The sequence below is a fragment of the Bradyrhizobium diazoefficiens genome (genome assembly GCF_016616235.1).
Lineage (GTDB): Bacteria > Pseudomonadota > Alphaproteobacteria > Rhizobiales > Xanthobacteraceae > Bradyrhizobium > Bradyrhizobium diazoefficiens_H.
Genome location: NZ_CP067100.1, coordinates 5,630,443 through 5,645,899 on the forward strand (window position 1 = coordinate 5,630,443; position 15,457 = coordinate 5,645,899).

The following is a 15,457-nucleotide window of genomic DNA, read 5'->3' on the forward strand; positions in this document are numbered from 1 at the left end:
TTTCATGGCCGAGCCCGCGAAATCCTCGCCGCTGAGCGAACTGCGCATCGCATTGCCATCGCTCCCCCTGCGCTTGCAGGAGGTCGGCCGCTTCGTCGCCGCCAATGACTACGACGCCACCACCCGTTCGATGCGCGATCTCGCGGCGGAAGCCGGCGCCGATCCCGCCGCTTTCACCCGGCTTGCCAAGGCGATCGGCTATTCCGGCTGGGACGAGTTGCGCGCGGCGCTGACGGAAGCGCGGCGGCCGTCGCAGACCTCGCCCTTCTCCGGCCGCGCCAGGAGCCGCCGCCACGGCCCCAATGCTGACATCGCCCTCGTCATCGACAAGCTCGCGGCCGAGGCCGCCGGTCTTTCGCGGATCCAGGCCCAGCCGATCGCGCAGGCGGCCCGGGCGCTCCACGACGCCAAGCGAATCTGGATCGCCGGCTATCGCAGCTGCCGCAGCGTCGCGGAGCTCTTGAACTACGAGCTCAGACTGTTCCGCCCTGAACAGGTGCAGCTTGTCGGCGCATCCGGCCCTGACGATCTCGACCTCGGCGCCTTTCGTCCCGGCGAAGCCGTGATCGTCATCGGCTTCCTGCCCTACACCCATGCGAGCGTTCGCGTCGCACAGGCCGCCTATCGCGCCGGCGCGACGCTGATCGCCATCGCCGACAGCCTCGCAGCCCCCATGGCCGAAGGCGCCGACCACGTGCTGCTGTATGAGGCGGCCTCCTCCCCCGGCTTCTTTCCCAGTCTCACCGGCGCCATCGCGATCGCGCAGTCGCTCGCCGCGGTGACGTTCTCGCTCGGCGGCGTGGCCGCGAAGAAGCGCCTGGAACATACCGAGGCGCGGCTCGCCGCGGCCTCGACCTACGTCTCAGAGAAAGGTTGACCCATGGCCGCTCGCACCAGCCGCGTGCTGCACCGCTCGCTCCGCGAAACGCCGCCGAAGGCGATCGGCGGCGAAGGCGTCTATCTCTTCGCCGAGGACGGGCGGTGGATGATCGATGCCTCCGGCGGCGCGGCGGTCTCCTGCCTCGGACACCAGCATCCGCGCGTGATCGCGGCGATCGCGAAGCAGGCTTCGACGCTGGCCTATGCACACACGGCGTTCTTCTCATCCGAGCCGGCCGAGGCGCTGGCCGAGCGGCTGGTCGGGCACGAGCCCGGAGGCCTCGCCTACGCCTATTTCGTCAGCGGCGGGTCGGAGGCGATCGAAGCCAGCATCAAGCTGGCGCGGCAATATTTCATCGAGCGCGGCGAGCCACAGCGGCAGCATTTCATCGCGCGGCGGCAGAGCTACCACGGCAACACGCTGGGCGCGTTGGCCGCCGGCGGCAATGCCTGGCGGCGCGCGCCGTATGCGCCGCTGCTCTCGGCTGCGTTCAGTCACGTGACGCCGGCTTTCGCCTATCATGAGAAGCACGAGGGTGAATCCGATGCGCAATTCGTGGCGCGGCTGGCCGCCGAGCTCGAGGCCGAGTTTCAGCGGCTCGGTCCCGATACCATCGCAGCGTTCCTTGCCGAACCGGTCGTCGGCGCCACTGCCGGTGCCGTGACCGCGCCGGACGGCTACTTCAAGGCGGTGCGCGAGATCTGCGACCGGCATGGCGCGCTGCTCATCCTCGACGAGGTCATGAGCGGCATGGGCCGCACCGGCACCACCCATGCCTGGGAGCAGGAAGGCATTGCGCCCGACATCCAGGCGATCGCAAAGGGGCTCGGCGGCGGCTACCAGCCGATCGGCGCGATGCTCGCGAGCAGAGAGATCATCGACACCATCCGTGCAGGCTCCGGTGCGTTCCAGCACGGCCATACTTATCTGGCGCATCCCCTCGCCTGCGCGGCCGCGCTTGCGGTGCAGAATGTGATCCGCGAGGACCGCCTGCTCGACCGCGTCAAGGAACGCGGCAGGCAGCTCGAGCAGCGGCTGACCGAGCGCTTCGGCAATCACCGCCATGTCGGCGACATCAGGGGACGCGGCCTGTTCTGGGCGATCGAGCTCGTCGCCGATCGCGCCAGCCGCACCTCGTTCGATCCGGCGCTGAAGCTGAACCAGAAGATCAAGGCGGAAGCGTTCGCTGGGGGGCTCGGCTGCTATCCCGGCGGCGGCACCGCGGACGGCGTCCGCGGCGACCACGTGCTGCTGGCGCCGCCCTATATCGCCTCCGCCGAGGAGATCGATCAGATCGTCGACAAGCTCGGCACGGCCGTCGACAACGTGTTGCGTAGTGTCAATCACTGAGGGGAGACGTGCATGATGAGGAAAGTGGTTATCGCAGCGGGCGTGCTCGCAGCATCGACGGTGGTCGCGTCGGCGGCGACGCTCGACACGGTGAAGAGCCGCGGTACGTTGATATGCGGCGTCAGCGCCGGCTTTGCCGGCTTCTCGGCGCCGGACTCGCAAGGCAATTACAAAGGTCTCGACGTCGACTATTGCCGGGCGCTCGCGGCCGGCGTGCTCGGTGATCCCAACAAGGTGCGCTACGTCGCGCTGACGGCGCAGAACCGTTTCACCGCGCTGCAGTCGGGCGAAATCGACGTGCTCTACCGCAACTCGACCCAGACATATCTGCGCGGCGTGACGCTCGGCTTGCGCCAGGGCCCGATCAACTTCTACGACGGCCAGGGTTTTGTGGTGAAGAAGGACCTCGGCGTGAAGGAGCTGAAGGACCTCAAGGGCGCCACCGTCTGCGTCGCGCAGGGCACCACGCATGAAGTGACGCTCGGCGATTACGGCCGTGCCAACGGCATCGACTGGAAGCCGCTGGTGTTCGACCGCGTCGACACCATGTACCAGACCTTCTTCGGCGGCCGCTGCGATGCCATGACCCAGGACGCTTCCGCGCTCGCCGGCGCGGTGACGACCGCGGCGCCCAATCCGGCCGACTACGTCGTGCTGCCGCAAACCATCAGCAAGGAGCCGCTCGGCCCCTTCACCCGCAACGGCGACGAAGTCTGGAGCGACATCATCACCTGGCTGCATTATGGCCTGATCGAGGCCGAGGAGCTCGGCGTGACGCAGGCCAATGTCGACGAGATGGCGAAGTCGCAGACGCCGGCGATCCAGCGCCTTTTGGGTGCCTCCGGCGATCTCGGCTCGCGGCTCGGCCTCGAAAACAAATGGCTGGCCACCGCGATCAAGGCCACCGGCAATTACGGCGAGATCTACGAGCGCAATGTCGGCAAGGCGAGCCCGCTGAAGCTTGAGCGCGGCCTCAACGGCCTCTGGAGCAAAGGCGGCTTGATGTACGCGCTGCCGTTCAAGTAAGCACCACTCTTCGCCTCTCCCCGTAAGAACGGGGAGAGGGAGAGAGATACCGATGCGCATCGCCCTGATCCACGCCCTCAAGCATTCCATCGCCCCGATCGAGGCGGCGTTCGCGCAGGCGTGGCCGGACGCGCGGCTGATGAACCTGCTCGATGACAGCCTGTCGGCGGATCTGGCGCGCGATGGTGCGCTCAATGATGCCATGACCGATCGCTTTCTCGCCCTCGGCGATTACGCAGCGGCGACCGGCGCCAATGCGATGCTGTTCACCTGCTCGGCCTTCGGCCCCTGCATCGAGGCGGTGGCGCGGGCGCATGCGCCGATGCCGGTGCTCAAGCCGAATGAGGCCATGATCGAGCGTGCTGTGACGATGGGCAAGCGCATCGGCCTGCTCTCGACCTTCCGGCCGACGCTGGCCTCGATGCCGCCGGAGTTTCCGGCCTCCGTCCAGGTCGTGCCGAAGCTTGCCGAAGGCGCATTGGCGGCGCTCGACCGCGGCGATCGTGCAACGCACGACCGGCTGATTGCGGAAGCCTCGCGGGACTTGCGCGATTGCGATGTCATTGCGCTGGCGCAGTTCAGCATCGCGGCGACCGCCCCGCTGGTCGCGGAGGCCACCGGCTGTCCCGTCGTGACGACGCCCGACAGCGCGGTCGAGAAGCTGATGCGGCTGCTGAAAGTGACAGCCTAACCGCCGGCCTTCTTCTTGCGTCGCGCGTCCTTGATCGCGACCGCGAGCGCGGCCTTCGTCTCGCTGACAAAATCCTCGACCAGCTCCTCGCGCGTCGCGTGCGCCGCCTCGCCGGTGAACAGGCCCTGCTCGGCCAGCATGACCACGCCGTGCAGCGCCGCCCAGATCTTGAGCGCCTGCCGCTCGCGCAAATAGCCGACGGCAGGCGCTTCCAGCGCTTCGATCACGAGCCCGAACGTCTCCCGCGTCGCCTCGTGCAGCTCGCTGCCCTTGGCCGCGCATGACACAATGCGGGATGCGAACATCAATCGGTAGATGCCGTTCCGGCGGAGGCCGAAATCCAGCGTCGCCTGCGCCAGGCGCGACAGCTTCGATTGCTTTGACGGTCTTGCCATCGCCTCGCGCAGGATCGCACTGAGCTGCCGAAACGCTTCTGCCGTCGCCGCCGCAAGCAGCGCCTCGCGATCGACAAAGTGCCGGTACGGCGCCGGCTGCGAGACGCCGAGCTGCTTGGCCAGCGCCTTGATGCTGATCGCCTCGGCGCCGCCCTGCTCCGCTTCACGCAACGCGGCTTGGATCAGAGCGTCGCGAAGATCGCCATGGTGGTAGGTATTCTCGGGCTTGCGGGCCAGTCGTGAGCGCATGTTGCGGCCAAGCCTATAAGTTTGCGCTTGACAGGGAAAGCCCGTCGCGAATGTAATAGCATATAACTTAGAACAGGCCGCAAAGGCCGCGATCAAGATTGACAAGAGGAACGCGCCGCCCGTCGGGCCGCGCGCATACGACCGAGGAAGCCGCCATGACAGAGCGACTGAGGGTTCACGTCGATCCCGATAAATGCCAGGGCCACGCGCGCTGCAAGGCGCTGGCGCCGGAGCTGTTCGAGCTCGACGAATACGGCAACGCCCATGAGGCCGGCGACGGCACGGTCCGGCCGGGCCTCGAAGACAAGGCCTGGCTTGCCAAATCCAATTGCCCGGAAATCGCAATCGATGTGATCGAAGAGTAGCGCGGCCCCGCCGCTTGCATGCTTTCAGCGAACACGAACCAAGGGATTCCTGGAGATGTCCGACCTCAGCCAGCCCGCTGCCCATCCGCCCGTGACCGACTGGGTCCATGATTTCGACCATACCGACCCGCAATGGACCGACGACCCCTTTCCGATCTGGGACAAACTGCGCGCCGCAAGTCCGGTCGTGCATACCGAGCGCTTCCTCGGCTGCTACATGCCGACGACCTATGAAGCCGTGCGCGAGATCGCCAACGACACCGAGCATTTCTCCTCCCGCCGCATCATTGTCCGCGACGTGCGGCCGGAGATCACCAGCAGGAACGCCGCCCCGCCGATCACGTCTGATCCGCCCGTGCACAAGCCGGCCAAGCAGCTGCTGCTGCCGCCTTTCACGCCGGACGCCATGAAAAAGCTCGAGCCGCGGGTGCGCGCCATCTGCAACGAGCTGATCGACGGCCTCATCGCCGAAAGTCGGATCGATGCGGCGGAGCGCTACACCAAGCACATCCCGGTGCGCGCGATCGCGCATATGCTCGGCATTCCCGAGACCGATAGCGACCTCTTCATCAACTGGATCCACATGATCCTCGAGCTCGGCATCAAGGACGAGAACGTACTGCTCCAGGCCGTGCAGGAGATGAGCGCCTATTTCGCCGGCCAAATCGAGGAGCGCAAGAGGAAGCCGACCGACGACCTGATATCCTATCTGATGAACGTCAGGGACGAGGAGGGCAATCCGCTCGAGGATTCCCACGTGCTGGGCTCGCTGCGACTGCTCCTGATCGCCGGCATCGACACCACCTGGAGCGCGATCGGCTCCTCGCTCTGGCATCTCGCCAAAACGCCCGCCGATCGCGAGCGGTTGATCGCCGAGCCCGGGCTGATCCCGACCGCCGTGGAAGAGTTGCTGCGGGCCTACTCGCCGGTGACGATGGCCCGCGAGGTGGTCAAGGAGACCACGATCTCGGGCTGCCCAGTCAAGCCCGGCAACATGGTGCTGCTGTCCTTCCCGGCCGCGAACCGCGACCCAAAGATGTTTCCGGACGCTGACAAAGTCGTGATCGACCGCCGCGAGAATCGCCATGCCGCCTTCGGTCTCGGCATCCACCGCTGCGTCGGTTCCAATCTTGCGCGCATGGAGATGCAGGTTGCGCTCGAGGAATGGCTGAAGCGGATTCCGGACTTCCGGCTTGATCCGGCAGGCACCGTGACCTGGTCGCAAGGCACGGTGCGAGGCCCCCGCCAGTTGCCATTTTTGCTGGGAAAGGCGATGTAGGCCTTTTCCAGGACCAACGGAGAGGCCGGACGTGACTGAGCAAGCAACCCAACCGGCCTCCCAACATTTTGACATCGCCGACGCCGAGCGGCGGATCAAGGCGATCTTCATCGGCTCCGTCGGCAATCTCGTCGAGTGGTACGATTTCTACGCCTATACGGCGTTCGCGCTCTATTTCGCCCCGGCTTTCTTTCCCGGCAACGACCCGGTCGTGCAGCAGCTGAACGCGGCCGTCGTGTTCGCAGCGACCTTCCTGATGCGCCCACTCGGCGGCTGGTTCTTCGGCTATCTCGCCGATCATTTCGGCCGGCGCATCTCGCTGACCTTGTCGGTCGTCTTCATGTGCTTCGGCTCGCTGATCATCGCGCTGACGCCGACCTATGCCACGATCGGCTTTGCCGCGCCGGTGATCCTGGCGCTCGCCCGCGTCATCGAGGGCTTGAGCCTCGGCGGTGAATATGGCGCAAGCGCCACGTATCTGAGCGAGGTCGCCGATCCCAAGCACCGCGGCTTTTACTCAAGCTTTCAATACGTGACGCTGATCGGTGGCCAGCTCACCGCGATCATCGTGCTGCTGCTCCTGCAAAAGGTCTTCCTCACGCCGGAGGAGCTCAAGGCCTGGGGCTGGCGTATCCCGTTCGCGATCGGCGCGATGCTGGCGATCTTCGCCGCGGTGATGCGGCGCAGCCTGCAAGAGACCGAGGCGTTCGAGGAAGCCAAGAAGGTGGTGAAGCCGACCGGCTCGATCGCCAATCTGCTGCGCTATCCGCGCGAGCTGCTGCTGGTGGTCGGCCTCACCGCCGGCGGCACCGCAGCGTTCTACACCTTCACCACCTACATGCAGACCTTCGTCAAGCTCTCGGTCGGCCTGACCGAGGACCAGACCACCTTCGTGATCTTCGGAACACTGATCTTCGCGACCATCCTGCAGCCGATCTATGGCGCCATCTCCGACAGGATCGGGCGCAAGCCGCTGCTGATCTTCTTCGGCGTCGCCGGCACGCTTGCGACTGTGCCGCTGCTGATGACGCTCAAAGAGACGAAATCGCCGTTCATGGCCTTCATCCTGATCTGCGCCGCCTGGCTGTTCGTCGCCGGCTACACCTCGATCAATGCGGTGGTGAAGGCCGAGCTGTTCCCGACCAACGTTCGCGCCCTCGGCGTCGGCCTGCCCTATGCCATCACGGTGTCGATTTTCGGCGGCACCGCGCCGGCGATTGCGCTCTACTTCAAGAGCATCGGGCACGAGGAGTGGTTCTACTATTATCTCGCCGGAGTCATCTGCCTGTCGCTGATCATCTATTCCACCATGCGCGATACCAAGCACGCCTCCGCGATGCACCGCCACGAGTAGCTCATGGCTAACGAGAACGAGCCTTCCGACAGCAAGCTGACGCGCACCAAGCAGACATGGGCGCGCGAGGGCCGCTTCCTCACCGGCAAGATCGCGCGTCCGGAGGACCAGCGGCTGCCGCCGGGGCAGCATCTGACGAAAGATTGGCCGGTGCTCGACCTCGGTGTCGTGCCGCCGGTCTCGCGCGAGCGCTGGCGGCTCGATGTTTACGGCGCGATCGAGAATCCGCTTTTCTGGACCTTTGCCGAATTCGCTGCGCAGAAGCAGGCCCAATTCACCTCCGACATCCATTGCGTGACCACATGGTCGCGCTACGACAACCAGTGGGAGGGGCTTGCAACGCGCGATCTGCTCGCGACCTGCCGGCTGCGCGACGATGCGCGCTTCGTGGTGCTGCACTCTTATGACGGCTACACCACCAATCTCGCGCTGGAAGACTTCGCCGCGGAGGATGCCCTGCTCGCCCATAGCTGGTCGGGCCAGCCGCTGACGAAGGAGCACGGCGGGCCGGTGCGGCTGGTCGTGCCGCATCTCTATTTCTGGAAAAGCGCGAAATGGCTCCAGGCCATCGAATTCCTGACCGAGGATGCGCCGGGTTTCTGGGAAGTCCGCGGCTATCATAACCGCGGCGACCCCTGGGCCGAGCAGCGCTATTCAGGCGACTAGGTTCGAGCAAAACGAGGGGGAGCCCATGGCAACGGAGCGCTTTCAATTCACCGGCGAAGGTGGCCATCAGCTGTCAGCCGCGCTGGAGCTGCCAGACGGCGAGCCCGCAGCTTACGCGCTGTTTGCGCACTGCTTCACCTGCGGCAAGGACACGCTGGCCGCCAAGCGCATCTCGGTCGCACTCGCCGCCAGGGGCATCGCCGTGCTCCGCTTCGACTTCACCGGGCTCGGCTCCAGCGAGGGCGATTTCGCCAATTCGACCTTCTCGTCCAACGTCGCCGATCTCGTCCGCGCCGCCGATCATCTGCGCAACGTCCACAAGGCCCCATCGATCCTGATCGGCCACAGCCTCGGCGGCGCCGCGATCCTCGCGGCAGCCGGAAAAATTCCCGAAGCCAGGGCAGTCGCGACCATCGCAGCGCCGTCCGATCCGGCGCACGTCACCGGTCTGTTCAAGGAGCATCTCGACAACATCCGGGCGCAGGGCGAGGTCGAGGTCTCGCTCGCGGGCCGCCCGTTCCGGATCAAGCGCGAATTCCTCGACGACATCGTCGAGCACGAGCTGATGAAGGACATCACCGGCCTGCACAAGGCGCTGCTGGTGATGCATTCGCCTGTCGACGACACCGTCGGCATCGACAATGCGACCAAGATCTTCGTTGCGGCGAAACATCCCAAGAGCTTCGTCTCGCTCGATCACGCCGATCATCTCCTGAGCAAGCCCGCAGACGCGCTCTATGCGGCGGATGTGATCACCGCCTGGGCGAGCCGTTACATCGATACGGCAAAGCCCGCGAAGGTGATGGATCTGGCCGAAGAACCTCGCAAGGTGGTGGTTCAGGAAACCCGCAAGAGCAAGTTCAACCAGCTGGTCACCGTCGGGCCGCATCATCTCGTTGCGGACGAGCCGAAGGCTGCCGGCGGCGAAGATGCCGGCCCTGGCCCTTATGACTTCCTTCTGGCTGGCCTCGGCGCCTGCACGTCCATGACCATGCGCCTTTATGCCGACCGCAAGTCGCTGCCGCTCGATGGCGTCACCGTCACGCTGAAGCATTCAAAAATCTACGCCAAGGATTGCGCGGAGTGCGAAACGCGCGACGGCATGCTCGACCAGATCGAGCGCGACATCGCGATGGACGGCGCGCTCGATGCCGAGCAGCGCAAGAAGCTGATGGAGATCGCCGACAAGTGCCCGGTGCACCGGACGCTGACCTCGGAGATCCGCATCGTGACCAAGGCCGTGGATTAGCGCCTTATCGTCTGAGCATGATCTCTTCGGAAAACCGCTTCACACTTTTCCGGATCATGCTCTAGAAGCACAACGCCATCGTCCGCACCGCCGCGCTGATCTCGCTCTCGCGCCAGGCGGCGAAGCCGAGCAGCAGGCCGTGATCGCGCGGCTGGCCCAGTGCCAGGCTGGATAGGGCTCGCGTCTCAACGCCCGCGGCAACCAGCCGCCTGACCGCGGCCTGATCGGCCGAACCGCGCTTGAGGCGCGCGATGAGCTGGATGCCGCCCGAGGGCACCTCGACCGAAAGCACCTCGCCGAGCTGGCGCTCCAGTCCCTCGACGAGGTGATCGCGGCGCGCGTGATAGAGCCGACGCATTCGGCGCAGATGCGCCAGGAAATGTCCGTCGGCGATGAACTCGGCCAGTGCCTCCTGGATGTGGCTGGAGGCGATCAGCCCGATGTGCCGCTGTGCGATTTCCAGGATACTGACCAACGCGGGCGGCACGACGAGATAGCCGAGCCGGATATCCGAGGTCATCGCCTTCGCGAAGGTCCCGACATAGAAGACACGGCCATGGGCATCGAGCCCTTGCAGGGCCGGCACGGGGCGGCTGTCGTAGTGGAATTCGCCGTCGTAATCGTCCTCGACGATCCAGGTCTTGCCAGGCCGGCTTGCCCCAAGAAACGCGGTGCGGCGGGCCAGCGACATCAGCCGCCCCGTCGGGTGCTGATGCGATGGCGTCATGAAGATGAGCTTTGGCACCGCCAGTCCAGGCATCCGCCGCATGCCCTGCTCGTCCAGCCTGATACCGGTCACGCGCGCGCCGGAGGCGCGGAAGGCGGCCGCAGCGCCGGGATAGCCGGGGTCCTCGACCCAGACCTCGTCACCAGGCGAGATCAGTGCAGCCGCGATCAGGGTCAGCGCGGCCTGCGCGCTCGGCAGGATCAGGATCTGGTCCGCCCTAGCGCGAACGCCTCGGCTGGTCGCGAGGTAATGCGCCAGCGACTCGCGCAGGCGCGGCCGGTTGATCGATCCGAGCTCACGTCTGGCCGCACGCACGGCACTGCGGCGCAGGCAGCGGGCCCACACCTCGTTCGGAAACTCCCTGGCATCGCCGTGCCCCGGACGCAGCGGTTTCAGCGGCGCCTGATAGGACATCGGCCAGTCGGTCTGCTTGAGCTTTGAGGCCCACGGCGAGAGCCGCAGCTTGCCGGTGCGCGCACCCGCAGCATTCGCTGCTTCGCCGCGTTCGCCGCCGTCGACCGTGACCACAGGACGGCGTCCGGGCGACGCCGCCAGATATCCCTCGGCGGCGAGCTGCTCGAACGCATAGGTGACAGTGTTGCGCGAGACGCCGAGATCGCTCGCAAGCGAGCGGCTCGACGGCAGCGCGCGACCTTTGCCGATACGGCCGCTCGCGATCAGCCTTCGGAGCTGGCTGGTGAGTTGCGCCATCAGCCCCTGCTCGTCGGCCCGATTCAGGTCGATCATGGCGGAGATCACACCGTCTGAAACTGGCACCTTGCTATTCTCCAATCTGGCACTTTTTCAGGTGCCAGGCCGGATGCTATGCGCCGCACTGGACTGCTTCAAGGATTTTGCGATGAACTCCCTGTCACCCCGTGCAGCCATCGGCCTGTTCCTGATCGTCGTGCTGGCCTGGGGCGTGAACTGGTCGGTGACGAAGCAGCTCGTCCAATTCTTTCCGCCGCTGTGGACGTCCGCGATCCGGAGCTGGATTGCGCTGGCCGGCTTGTTCGTGATCCTCGGGCTCAGCAACAATCTGGTGGTCCCGGAGCGGCGCGACATTCCGGTGGTGCTGAGCGTGGCGCTACTGCACATGACGGTGTTCTCGGTCCTGGTCGCGGCCGGTGTGCGCTTCCTGCCCGCGAGCAAGGCCATCGTGCTCGGCTACACCACGCCGCTCTGGGTCGCGATCGCTGCGCCCTTGCTGGGCAAGGACACGCTGACCGCGCCGAAGCTCGCCGGCGCGCTGCTCGGGCTGATCGGCCTTGCCGTGATCCTGAACCCGACGTCCATCGACTGGACCAATACGAACGTCCTGCTCGGCGCCGGCATGGTCATCCTGGCCGCGATCTCCTGGGCCGCGAACATCATCTACATCCGCGCGCATCGCTGGATCGCCTCACCGCTCCAGCTCCTGATCTGGCAAGTGCTCGTGGCGACGATCGTGCTGTCAGTCAGCGCGACAATCGCGGACGGCCTACCTCACGTAAGGTGGTCGTGGAAGCTGGTGCTGCTGTTCCTGTATTCCGGCCTGATCGGAACGGCGCTGGCCTATTGGGCGATGTCGATGGTCAACAGGAGCATCTCGGCGCTGACGACCTCGCTCGGCACCACCGGGACGCCGCTGGTCGGCATCGCCGCAGCCGCGATCCTGCTGGGCGAGCCGATCGACATCAGCCTTGCGATCGCGGCCGCACTGATCGTCACCGGCATCGCTCTGGCAACACTCGGCGACCGGCTGCTGCGCGGTCAGGCCACCGCGAGCGGCTGAACACGCAAGCGTCCGCGCAGGCCTGCCGCGGTGCCGAGCAGGATGCCGGCAACGGCGACGAACGAGCCCAGCGCGAGCGTTGACAGGCCCGTGAGCCCCTGTCCGATCGAGCAGCCGAACGCCATCACGCCGCCGATGCCCATCAGCGCCGCGCCGCTGCCTGAGCGCAGCATGTGACGCGGCGAGGAATAGCCTTCCAGCTTGAAGCGGCCCGTTGCGAGCGCCGCGGCGAGGCTGCCGGTGAAGACACCTGCGACCGTCGCAATGCCAAAATTCAGCGTCAGCCCGGTCGAGAGCATCGCGTACTGCAGGCTATCCGCGATCGGCGCGACGAAGGTGAGCGAGGTCACCGGCACGGGATTGAAATCATCGGCGCCGAGATAGCCGGTGACGTACCAGCCGCCGGCGACGAGAAGTCCGACGATGACGCCAGCCGCAATCTGGCCCGGCGCGCGCCGGAACGCCGGATGCGCGAATGCGAACAGGACCAGCGCAAGAACGACCGCGGCTGCCGCCAGCGCGCGCGAAACAGCCTCAGCGACACCGAGCGTCGCCAACAGTGACGGCAGCGAGTTCCCGTTGACCGTGGTTTGCGAGGCCTGGACCAGCGCAATACGCGCCGGCGCAATCAGGCCCTTGAGCGTCATCTGCGCGGCGATGCCGAGCACGATCACGACGACGAAGGAGCGGAGATTGCCGCGGCCGAGCAGCACCAGCGCGCGCGAGCCGCAGCCGTTCGACAGCACCATGCCGTAGCCGAACAGCAGGCCGCCGAGGAACAGCACCGGCACCGAGAAGGTCGGTTGCAGATAGATCGACTTGCCAAGATCGACCATGCCGTAGCCGGCGAGGAACTGGCTCACGCCGATCGCGACCGCAATCGCCAGCGCATAGGTCCGCACCAGCCGCCCGTCGCCCTCGGCCAGAAAGCCGCGCATGCTGCTCATGAGGCAGAACCCGCTGAGCAGGCCGACGGCGCCGTAGATAAGGCCGATGACGAGGCCGGCGAGGATGACGAGCTGAGTGGATTCCATGATTACGGCTTCAGGACCACGCGATCTCGCGACGAGCCGGCGACGGCAACGTACGCTTCCTTTGCGCGCTCCAGCGGATAGATCGCGCTTGCCTTGATCGGGAATGGTTTCAGGTGCCCGCTCGCAAAGCCGGGGCCGAGATCGCGCAGCACCGCGCCCGTCGCGGCCGAGGACAGGCCGAGCGTGTCGATGCCAACGTAAGTGTGCTGGCCGCGGTAGAATTCGAGGATGTTGAACTGCACGATGCGGTCGATCGCGGCGATCAGGATCTGACGGCCGCGCAAGGCCAGCGACTTGTGCGCCGCCTGGAAATAGGGATCGCCCACGGTATTGAAGACGATGTCGGCGCCCTTGCCGTCGGTCAGTTCGCGCACGCGCGTGGCGACTTCAGTCGCAGAGGCATCGATCACCTCGATGGGGGCGTTGGCATGGCCTTCATAGCGCTCCGCCTTGCGGACCACGCCGATGACGCGCGCGCCCTGCCAGGTTGCGATTTGCACCGCGGCCTGACCGACCTTGCCGTTCACGCCGAACACCAGAACCGTCTCGCCGCTCTTCGGCACACCGGCGCGGCGAAAACCTTCCATCGCGGTGACGAAGGGCACGCCGATGCCGGCGGCCTCCTCCCAGGACACGGTCGTAGGCTTCTCCACAACCGCATCGGCCTCGACGACGAGATGGCTCGCATGGGTGCCGTCGCGGCGGATGCCGAGATCGCCGGACGAGCCGAACACCTCGCGGCCGACCGTTCCAGCCGGGCCGTCGATGACCACGCCGGCGTAATCCCGGCCCGGCGTGCGCGGGAACACGGCATAGGGCATCAGTCCGGTCGCAGCCTTGACGTCGGACGGATTGACGGCAGCAGCCTTGACCTCGATCAGGAGATCGTTCGGACCGCGCGTGAGCGTGTGGCGCTCGACCACCGGTGCGACCACGGTGGCGTTTTCGGCCTTGGCATTGAGGCGCACGCAACGCGCTTCAATGGTTCTGGGATCGTCTGACGACATGGAAAGACCCGCGATTTCTCGCGGGCCTTGTCGCCTTTGGGGCCGGTCAAGTCAATCCTTCGGCCGCTTGTCATAGAGGCGCTTGGCCTTGCCGAGCGAGCGTTCCAGCGTGGCCGGCGCGACCACCTGAACCCTGGAGCTGATGCCGATGGTGTTCTTGATCTGGGTCGAGATTCGGTCGGCATGATCGACGAGACCCTGACCGTCCCAGAACTCAGGGCGCGCCTCGGCGATAATGGTCAGCTCGTCCATGCGGCCTTCGCGGGTCAGCTCGAGGACAAAATGCCCGCCGCACCAGTCGGTCGCGAGCAGCACTTCCTCGATCTGCGTCGGAAACAGATTGACGCCGCGTAGGATGATCATGTCGTCGGAGCGGCCCGTCACCTTCTCCATGCGCCGCATGCCCGGCCGCGCCGTGCCCGGCAGCAGCCGCGTCAGGTCGCGGGTGCGATAGCGGATTACCGGAAACGCCTCCTTGGTCAGCGAGGTGAACACCAGCTCGCCCTTCTCGCCGTCAGGCAGCACCGCGCCGGTCTCGGGATCGATCACCTCCGGATAGAAATGATCCTCCCAGATATGCAGGCCGTCCTTGGTTTCGATGCATTCCTGCGCGACGCCCGGACCGATCACTTCGGAGAGGCCATAGATGTCGGTGGCATCCATGTCGAAAGCCTCTTCGATCTCGCGGCGCATCGCGTTGGTCCATGGCTCGGCGCCGAAGATGCCGACCTTGAGCGAGCACTGGCGCGGATCGAGCTTCTGGCGCTTGAACTCGTCCAGGATCGCCAGCATGTAGCTCGGCGTCACCGTGATGATGTCAGGCCGGAAATCGTTGATGAGCTGCACCTGCCGCTCGGTCATGCCACCGGAGATCGGCACCACAGTGCAGCCGAGCCTTTCGGCGCCATAGTGCACTCCCAAGCCGCCGGTGAAGAGCCCATAGCCATAGGCGTTGTGGATGATCATGCCGGTGCGGCCGCCGGCGGCGCGGATCGAGCGCGCCATGACCTCCGACCAGGTGTCGATGTCGGCTCGCGTATAGCCGACCACGATCGGCTTGCCCGTCGTTCCGGAAGACGCATGCACGCGCACCAGCTTCTCACGCGGCACGGCGAACATGTTGAAGGGATAGTTGTCGCGAAGGTCCGTCTTCACCGTGAACGGAAATTTCGCGAGATCGGACAACTCGCGAAAATCGGAGGGATGCACGCCAGCCTTGTCGAAGGCCTTGCGATAGTGCGCGACATTGTCGTAAGCGTGCTTCAGCGACCAAGCCAGCCGCTGCGTCTGCAGCGCCATGATCTCGTCGCGTGACGCGCGCTCATGCGCGTCCATCTCGGCGCTATAGGCGTTGCCGCCTTCCTTGAGCCTCGTCTGAGCCATCCTCGTTTCCCCACATCGGTCCGTTCTT

Annotated in this window: 15 protein-coding genes; 10 read left to right on the plus strand and 5 right to left on the minus strand. The window is 65.8% G+C overall.

Going from position 1 to position 15,457, the window contains the following annotated elements; translation table 11 throughout:
* Nucleotides 1-4 precede the first annotated feature (4 nt).
* From JJB99_RS26790 to JJB99_RS26805, 4 genes are read left to right on the plus strand one after another with little or no spacing between them, the layout of a single operon-like run.
* Nucleotides 5-877 carry a MurR/RpiR family transcriptional regulator gene (locus tag JJB99_RS26790; protein ID WP_200495250.1) on the plus strand — a complete coding sequence of 291 codons (873 nt, stop codon included), beginning with the start codon at nt 5-7 and terminating at the stop codon, nt 875-877.
* Nucleotides 878-880: 3 nt separating this feature from the next.
* Nucleotides 881-2,230 carry an aspartate aminotransferase family protein gene (locus JJB99_RS26795; protein WP_200495251.1) on the plus strand — a complete coding sequence of 450 codons (1,350 nt, stop codon included), beginning with the start codon at nt 881-883 and terminating at the stop codon, nt 2,228-2,230.
* A gap of 12 nt (nt 2,231-2,242) precedes the next feature.
* On the plus strand, nt 2,243-3,256 hold the full coding sequence (locus JJB99_RS26800) for an amino acid ABC transporter substrate-binding protein (RefSeq protein WP_200495252.1): 1,014 nt from the start codon (nt 2,243-2,245) through the stop codon (nt 3,254-3,256).
* A gap of 52 nt (nt 3,257-3,308) precedes the next feature.
* On the plus strand, nt 3,309-3,947 hold the full coding sequence (locus JJB99_RS26805) for an aspartate/glutamate racemase family protein (RefSeq protein WP_200495253.1): 639 nt from the start codon (nt 3,309-3,311) through the stop codon (nt 3,945-3,947).
* On the opposite strand, the gene JJB99_RS26810 is transcribed toward JJB99_RS26805, so the two are convergent.
* The gene (locus JJB99_RS26810; protein WP_200495254.1) at nt 3,944-4,591 is read right to left on the minus strand and encodes a TetR/AcrR family transcriptional regulator; all 648 of its coding nucleotides are present in this window, start codon (nt 4,589-4,591) and stop codon (nt 3,944-3,946) included. The two genes, JJB99_RS26805 and JJB99_RS26810, sit on opposite strands and share 4 nt — an antisense overlap.
* A 155-nt stretch (nt 4,592-4,746) precedes the next feature.
* On the opposite strand from JJB99_RS26810, the gene JJB99_RS26815 reads away from it, so the two are divergent.
* The 5 genes from JJB99_RS26815 to JJB99_RS26835 are packed head-to-tail and all read left to right on the plus strand — an operon-like array spanning nt 4,747 to nt 9,504.
* The gene (locus tag JJB99_RS26815) at nt 4,747-4,956 is read left to right on the plus strand and encodes a ferredoxin (protein WP_200495255.1); all 210 of its coding nucleotides are present in this window, start codon (nt 4,747-4,749) and stop codon (nt 4,954-4,956) included.
* 55 nt (nt 4,957-5,011) lie between these two features.
* Nucleotides 5,012-6,235: a cytochrome P450 gene (locus JJB99_RS26820; RefSeq protein ID WP_200495256.1), complete on the plus strand. Its 1,224-nt coding sequence runs from the start codon at nt 5,012-5,014 to the stop codon at nt 6,233-6,235.
* 31 nt (nt 6,236-6,266) lie between these two features.
* The gene (locus JJB99_RS26825; protein WP_200495257.1) at nt 6,267-7,589 is read left to right on the plus strand and encodes an MFS transporter; all 1,323 of its coding nucleotides are present in this window, start codon (nt 6,267-6,269) and stop codon (nt 7,587-7,589) included.
* A gap of 3 nt (nt 7,590-7,592) precedes the next feature.
* Nucleotides 7,593-8,255 carry a sulfite oxidase-like oxidoreductase gene (locus JJB99_RS26830; protein ID WP_200495258.1) on the plus strand — a complete coding sequence of 221 codons (663 nt, stop codon included), beginning with the start codon at nt 7,593-7,595 and terminating at the stop codon, nt 8,253-8,255.
* A 25-nt stretch (nt 8,256-8,280) separates the two neighbouring features.
* Nucleotides 8,281-9,504 (plus strand): bifunctional alpha/beta hydrolase/OsmC family protein, encoded by a 1,224-nt coding sequence (locus JJB99_RS26835; RefSeq protein ID WP_200495259.1) that lies wholly within the window; start codon nt 8,281-8,283, stop codon nt 9,502-9,504.
* A 61-nt stretch (nt 9,505-9,565) separates the two neighbouring features.
* On the opposite strand, the gene JJB99_RS26840 is transcribed toward JJB99_RS26835, so the two are convergent.
* On the minus strand, nt 9,566-10,990 hold the full coding sequence (locus JJB99_RS26840) for a PLP-dependent aminotransferase family protein (RefSeq protein ID WP_246775331.1): 1,425 nt from the start codon (nt 10,988-10,990) through the stop codon (nt 9,566-9,568).
* A 100-nt stretch (nt 10,991-11,090) separates the two neighbouring features.
* Here JJB99_RS26840 and JJB99_RS26845 point away from each other — a divergent pair, with 100 nt between their 5' ends.
* The gene (locus tag JJB99_RS26845) at nt 11,091-12,005 is read left to right on the plus strand and encodes a DMT family transporter (protein WP_200495260.1); all 915 of its coding nucleotides are present in this window, start codon (nt 11,091-11,093) and stop codon (nt 12,003-12,005) included.
* On the opposite strand, the gene JJB99_RS26850 is transcribed toward JJB99_RS26845, so the two are convergent.
* The 3 genes from JJB99_RS26850 to paaK are packed head-to-tail and all read right to left on the minus strand — an operon-like array spanning nt 11,984 to nt 15,429.
* On the minus strand, nt 11,984-13,039 hold the full coding sequence (locus JJB99_RS26850; protein ID WP_200495261.1) for a YeeE/YedE family protein: 1,056 nt from the start codon (nt 13,037-13,039) through the stop codon (nt 11,984-11,986). The two genes, JJB99_RS26845 and JJB99_RS26850, sit on opposite strands and share 22 nt — an antisense overlap.
* Nucleotides 13,040-13,041: 2 nt before the next feature.
* Nucleotides 13,042-14,046, minus strand: a complete 1,005-nt coding sequence (locus tag JJB99_RS26855) for a quinone oxidoreductase family protein (RefSeq protein WP_200495262.1) — start codon at nt 14,044-14,046, stop codon at nt 13,042-13,044.
* 51 nt (nt 14,047-14,097) lie between these two features.
* Nucleotides 14,098-15,429: a phenylacetate--CoA ligase PaaK gene (gene paaK / locus JJB99_RS26860; RefSeq protein WP_200495263.1), complete on the minus strand. Its 1,332-nt coding sequence runs from the start codon at nt 15,427-15,429 to the stop codon at nt 14,098-14,100.
* Between the last annotated feature and the right edge of the window lie 28 nt (nt 15,430-15,457).

What these genes read in the sequence shown, in the direction of transcription:
- JJB99_RS26790 (WP_200495250.1), top strand. Translation starts at nt 5, where the DNA reads ATGGCCGAGCCCGCGAAATCCTCGCCGCTGAGCGAACTGCGCATCGCA.
- JJB99_RS26795 (WP_200495251.1), top strand. Translation starts at nt 881, where the DNA reads ATGGCCGCTCGCACCAGCCGCGTGCTGCACCGCTCGCTCCGCGAAACG.
- JJB99_RS26800 (WP_200495252.1), top strand. Translation starts at nt 2,243, where the DNA reads ATGATGAGGAAAGTGGTTATCGCAGCGGGCGTGCTCGCAGCATCGACG.
- JJB99_RS26805 (WP_200495253.1), top strand. Translation starts at nt 3,309, where the DNA reads ATGCGCATCGCCCTGATCCACGCCCTCAAGCATTCCATCGCCCCGATC.
- JJB99_RS26810 (WP_200495254.1), bottom strand. Translation starts at nt 4,591, where the DNA reads ATGCGCTCACGACTGGCCCGCAAGCCCGAGAATACCTACCACCATGGC.
- JJB99_RS26815 (WP_200495255.1), top strand. Translation starts at nt 4,747, where the DNA reads ATGACAGAGCGACTGAGGGTTCACGTCGATCCCGATAAATGCCAGGGC.
- JJB99_RS26820 (WP_200495256.1), top strand. Translation starts at nt 5,012, where the DNA reads ATGTCCGACCTCAGCCAGCCCGCTGCCCATCCGCCCGTGACCGACTGG.
- JJB99_RS26830 (WP_200495258.1), top strand. Translation starts at nt 7,593, where the DNA reads ATGGCTAACGAGAACGAGCCTTCCGACAGCAAGCTGACGCGCACCAAG.
- JJB99_RS26835 (WP_200495259.1), top strand. Translation starts at nt 8,281, where the DNA reads ATGGCAACGGAGCGCTTTCAATTCACCGGCGAAGGTGGCCATCAGCTG.
- JJB99_RS26845 (WP_200495260.1), top strand. Translation starts at nt 11,091, where the DNA reads ATGAACTCCCTGTCACCCCGTGCAGCCATCGGCCTGTTCCTGATCGTC.
- JJB99_RS26850 (WP_200495261.1), bottom strand. Translation starts at nt 13,039, where the DNA reads ATGGAATCCACTCAGCTCGTCATCCTCGCCGGCCTCGTCATCGGCCTT.
- JJB99_RS26855 (WP_200495262.1), bottom strand. Translation starts at nt 14,046, where the DNA reads ATGTCGTCAGACGATCCCAGAACCATTGAAGCGCGTTGCGTGCGCCTC.
- paaK (WP_200495263.1), bottom strand. Translation starts at nt 15,429, where the DNA reads ATGGCTCAGACGAGGCTCAAGGAAGGCGGCAACGCCTATAGCGCCGAG.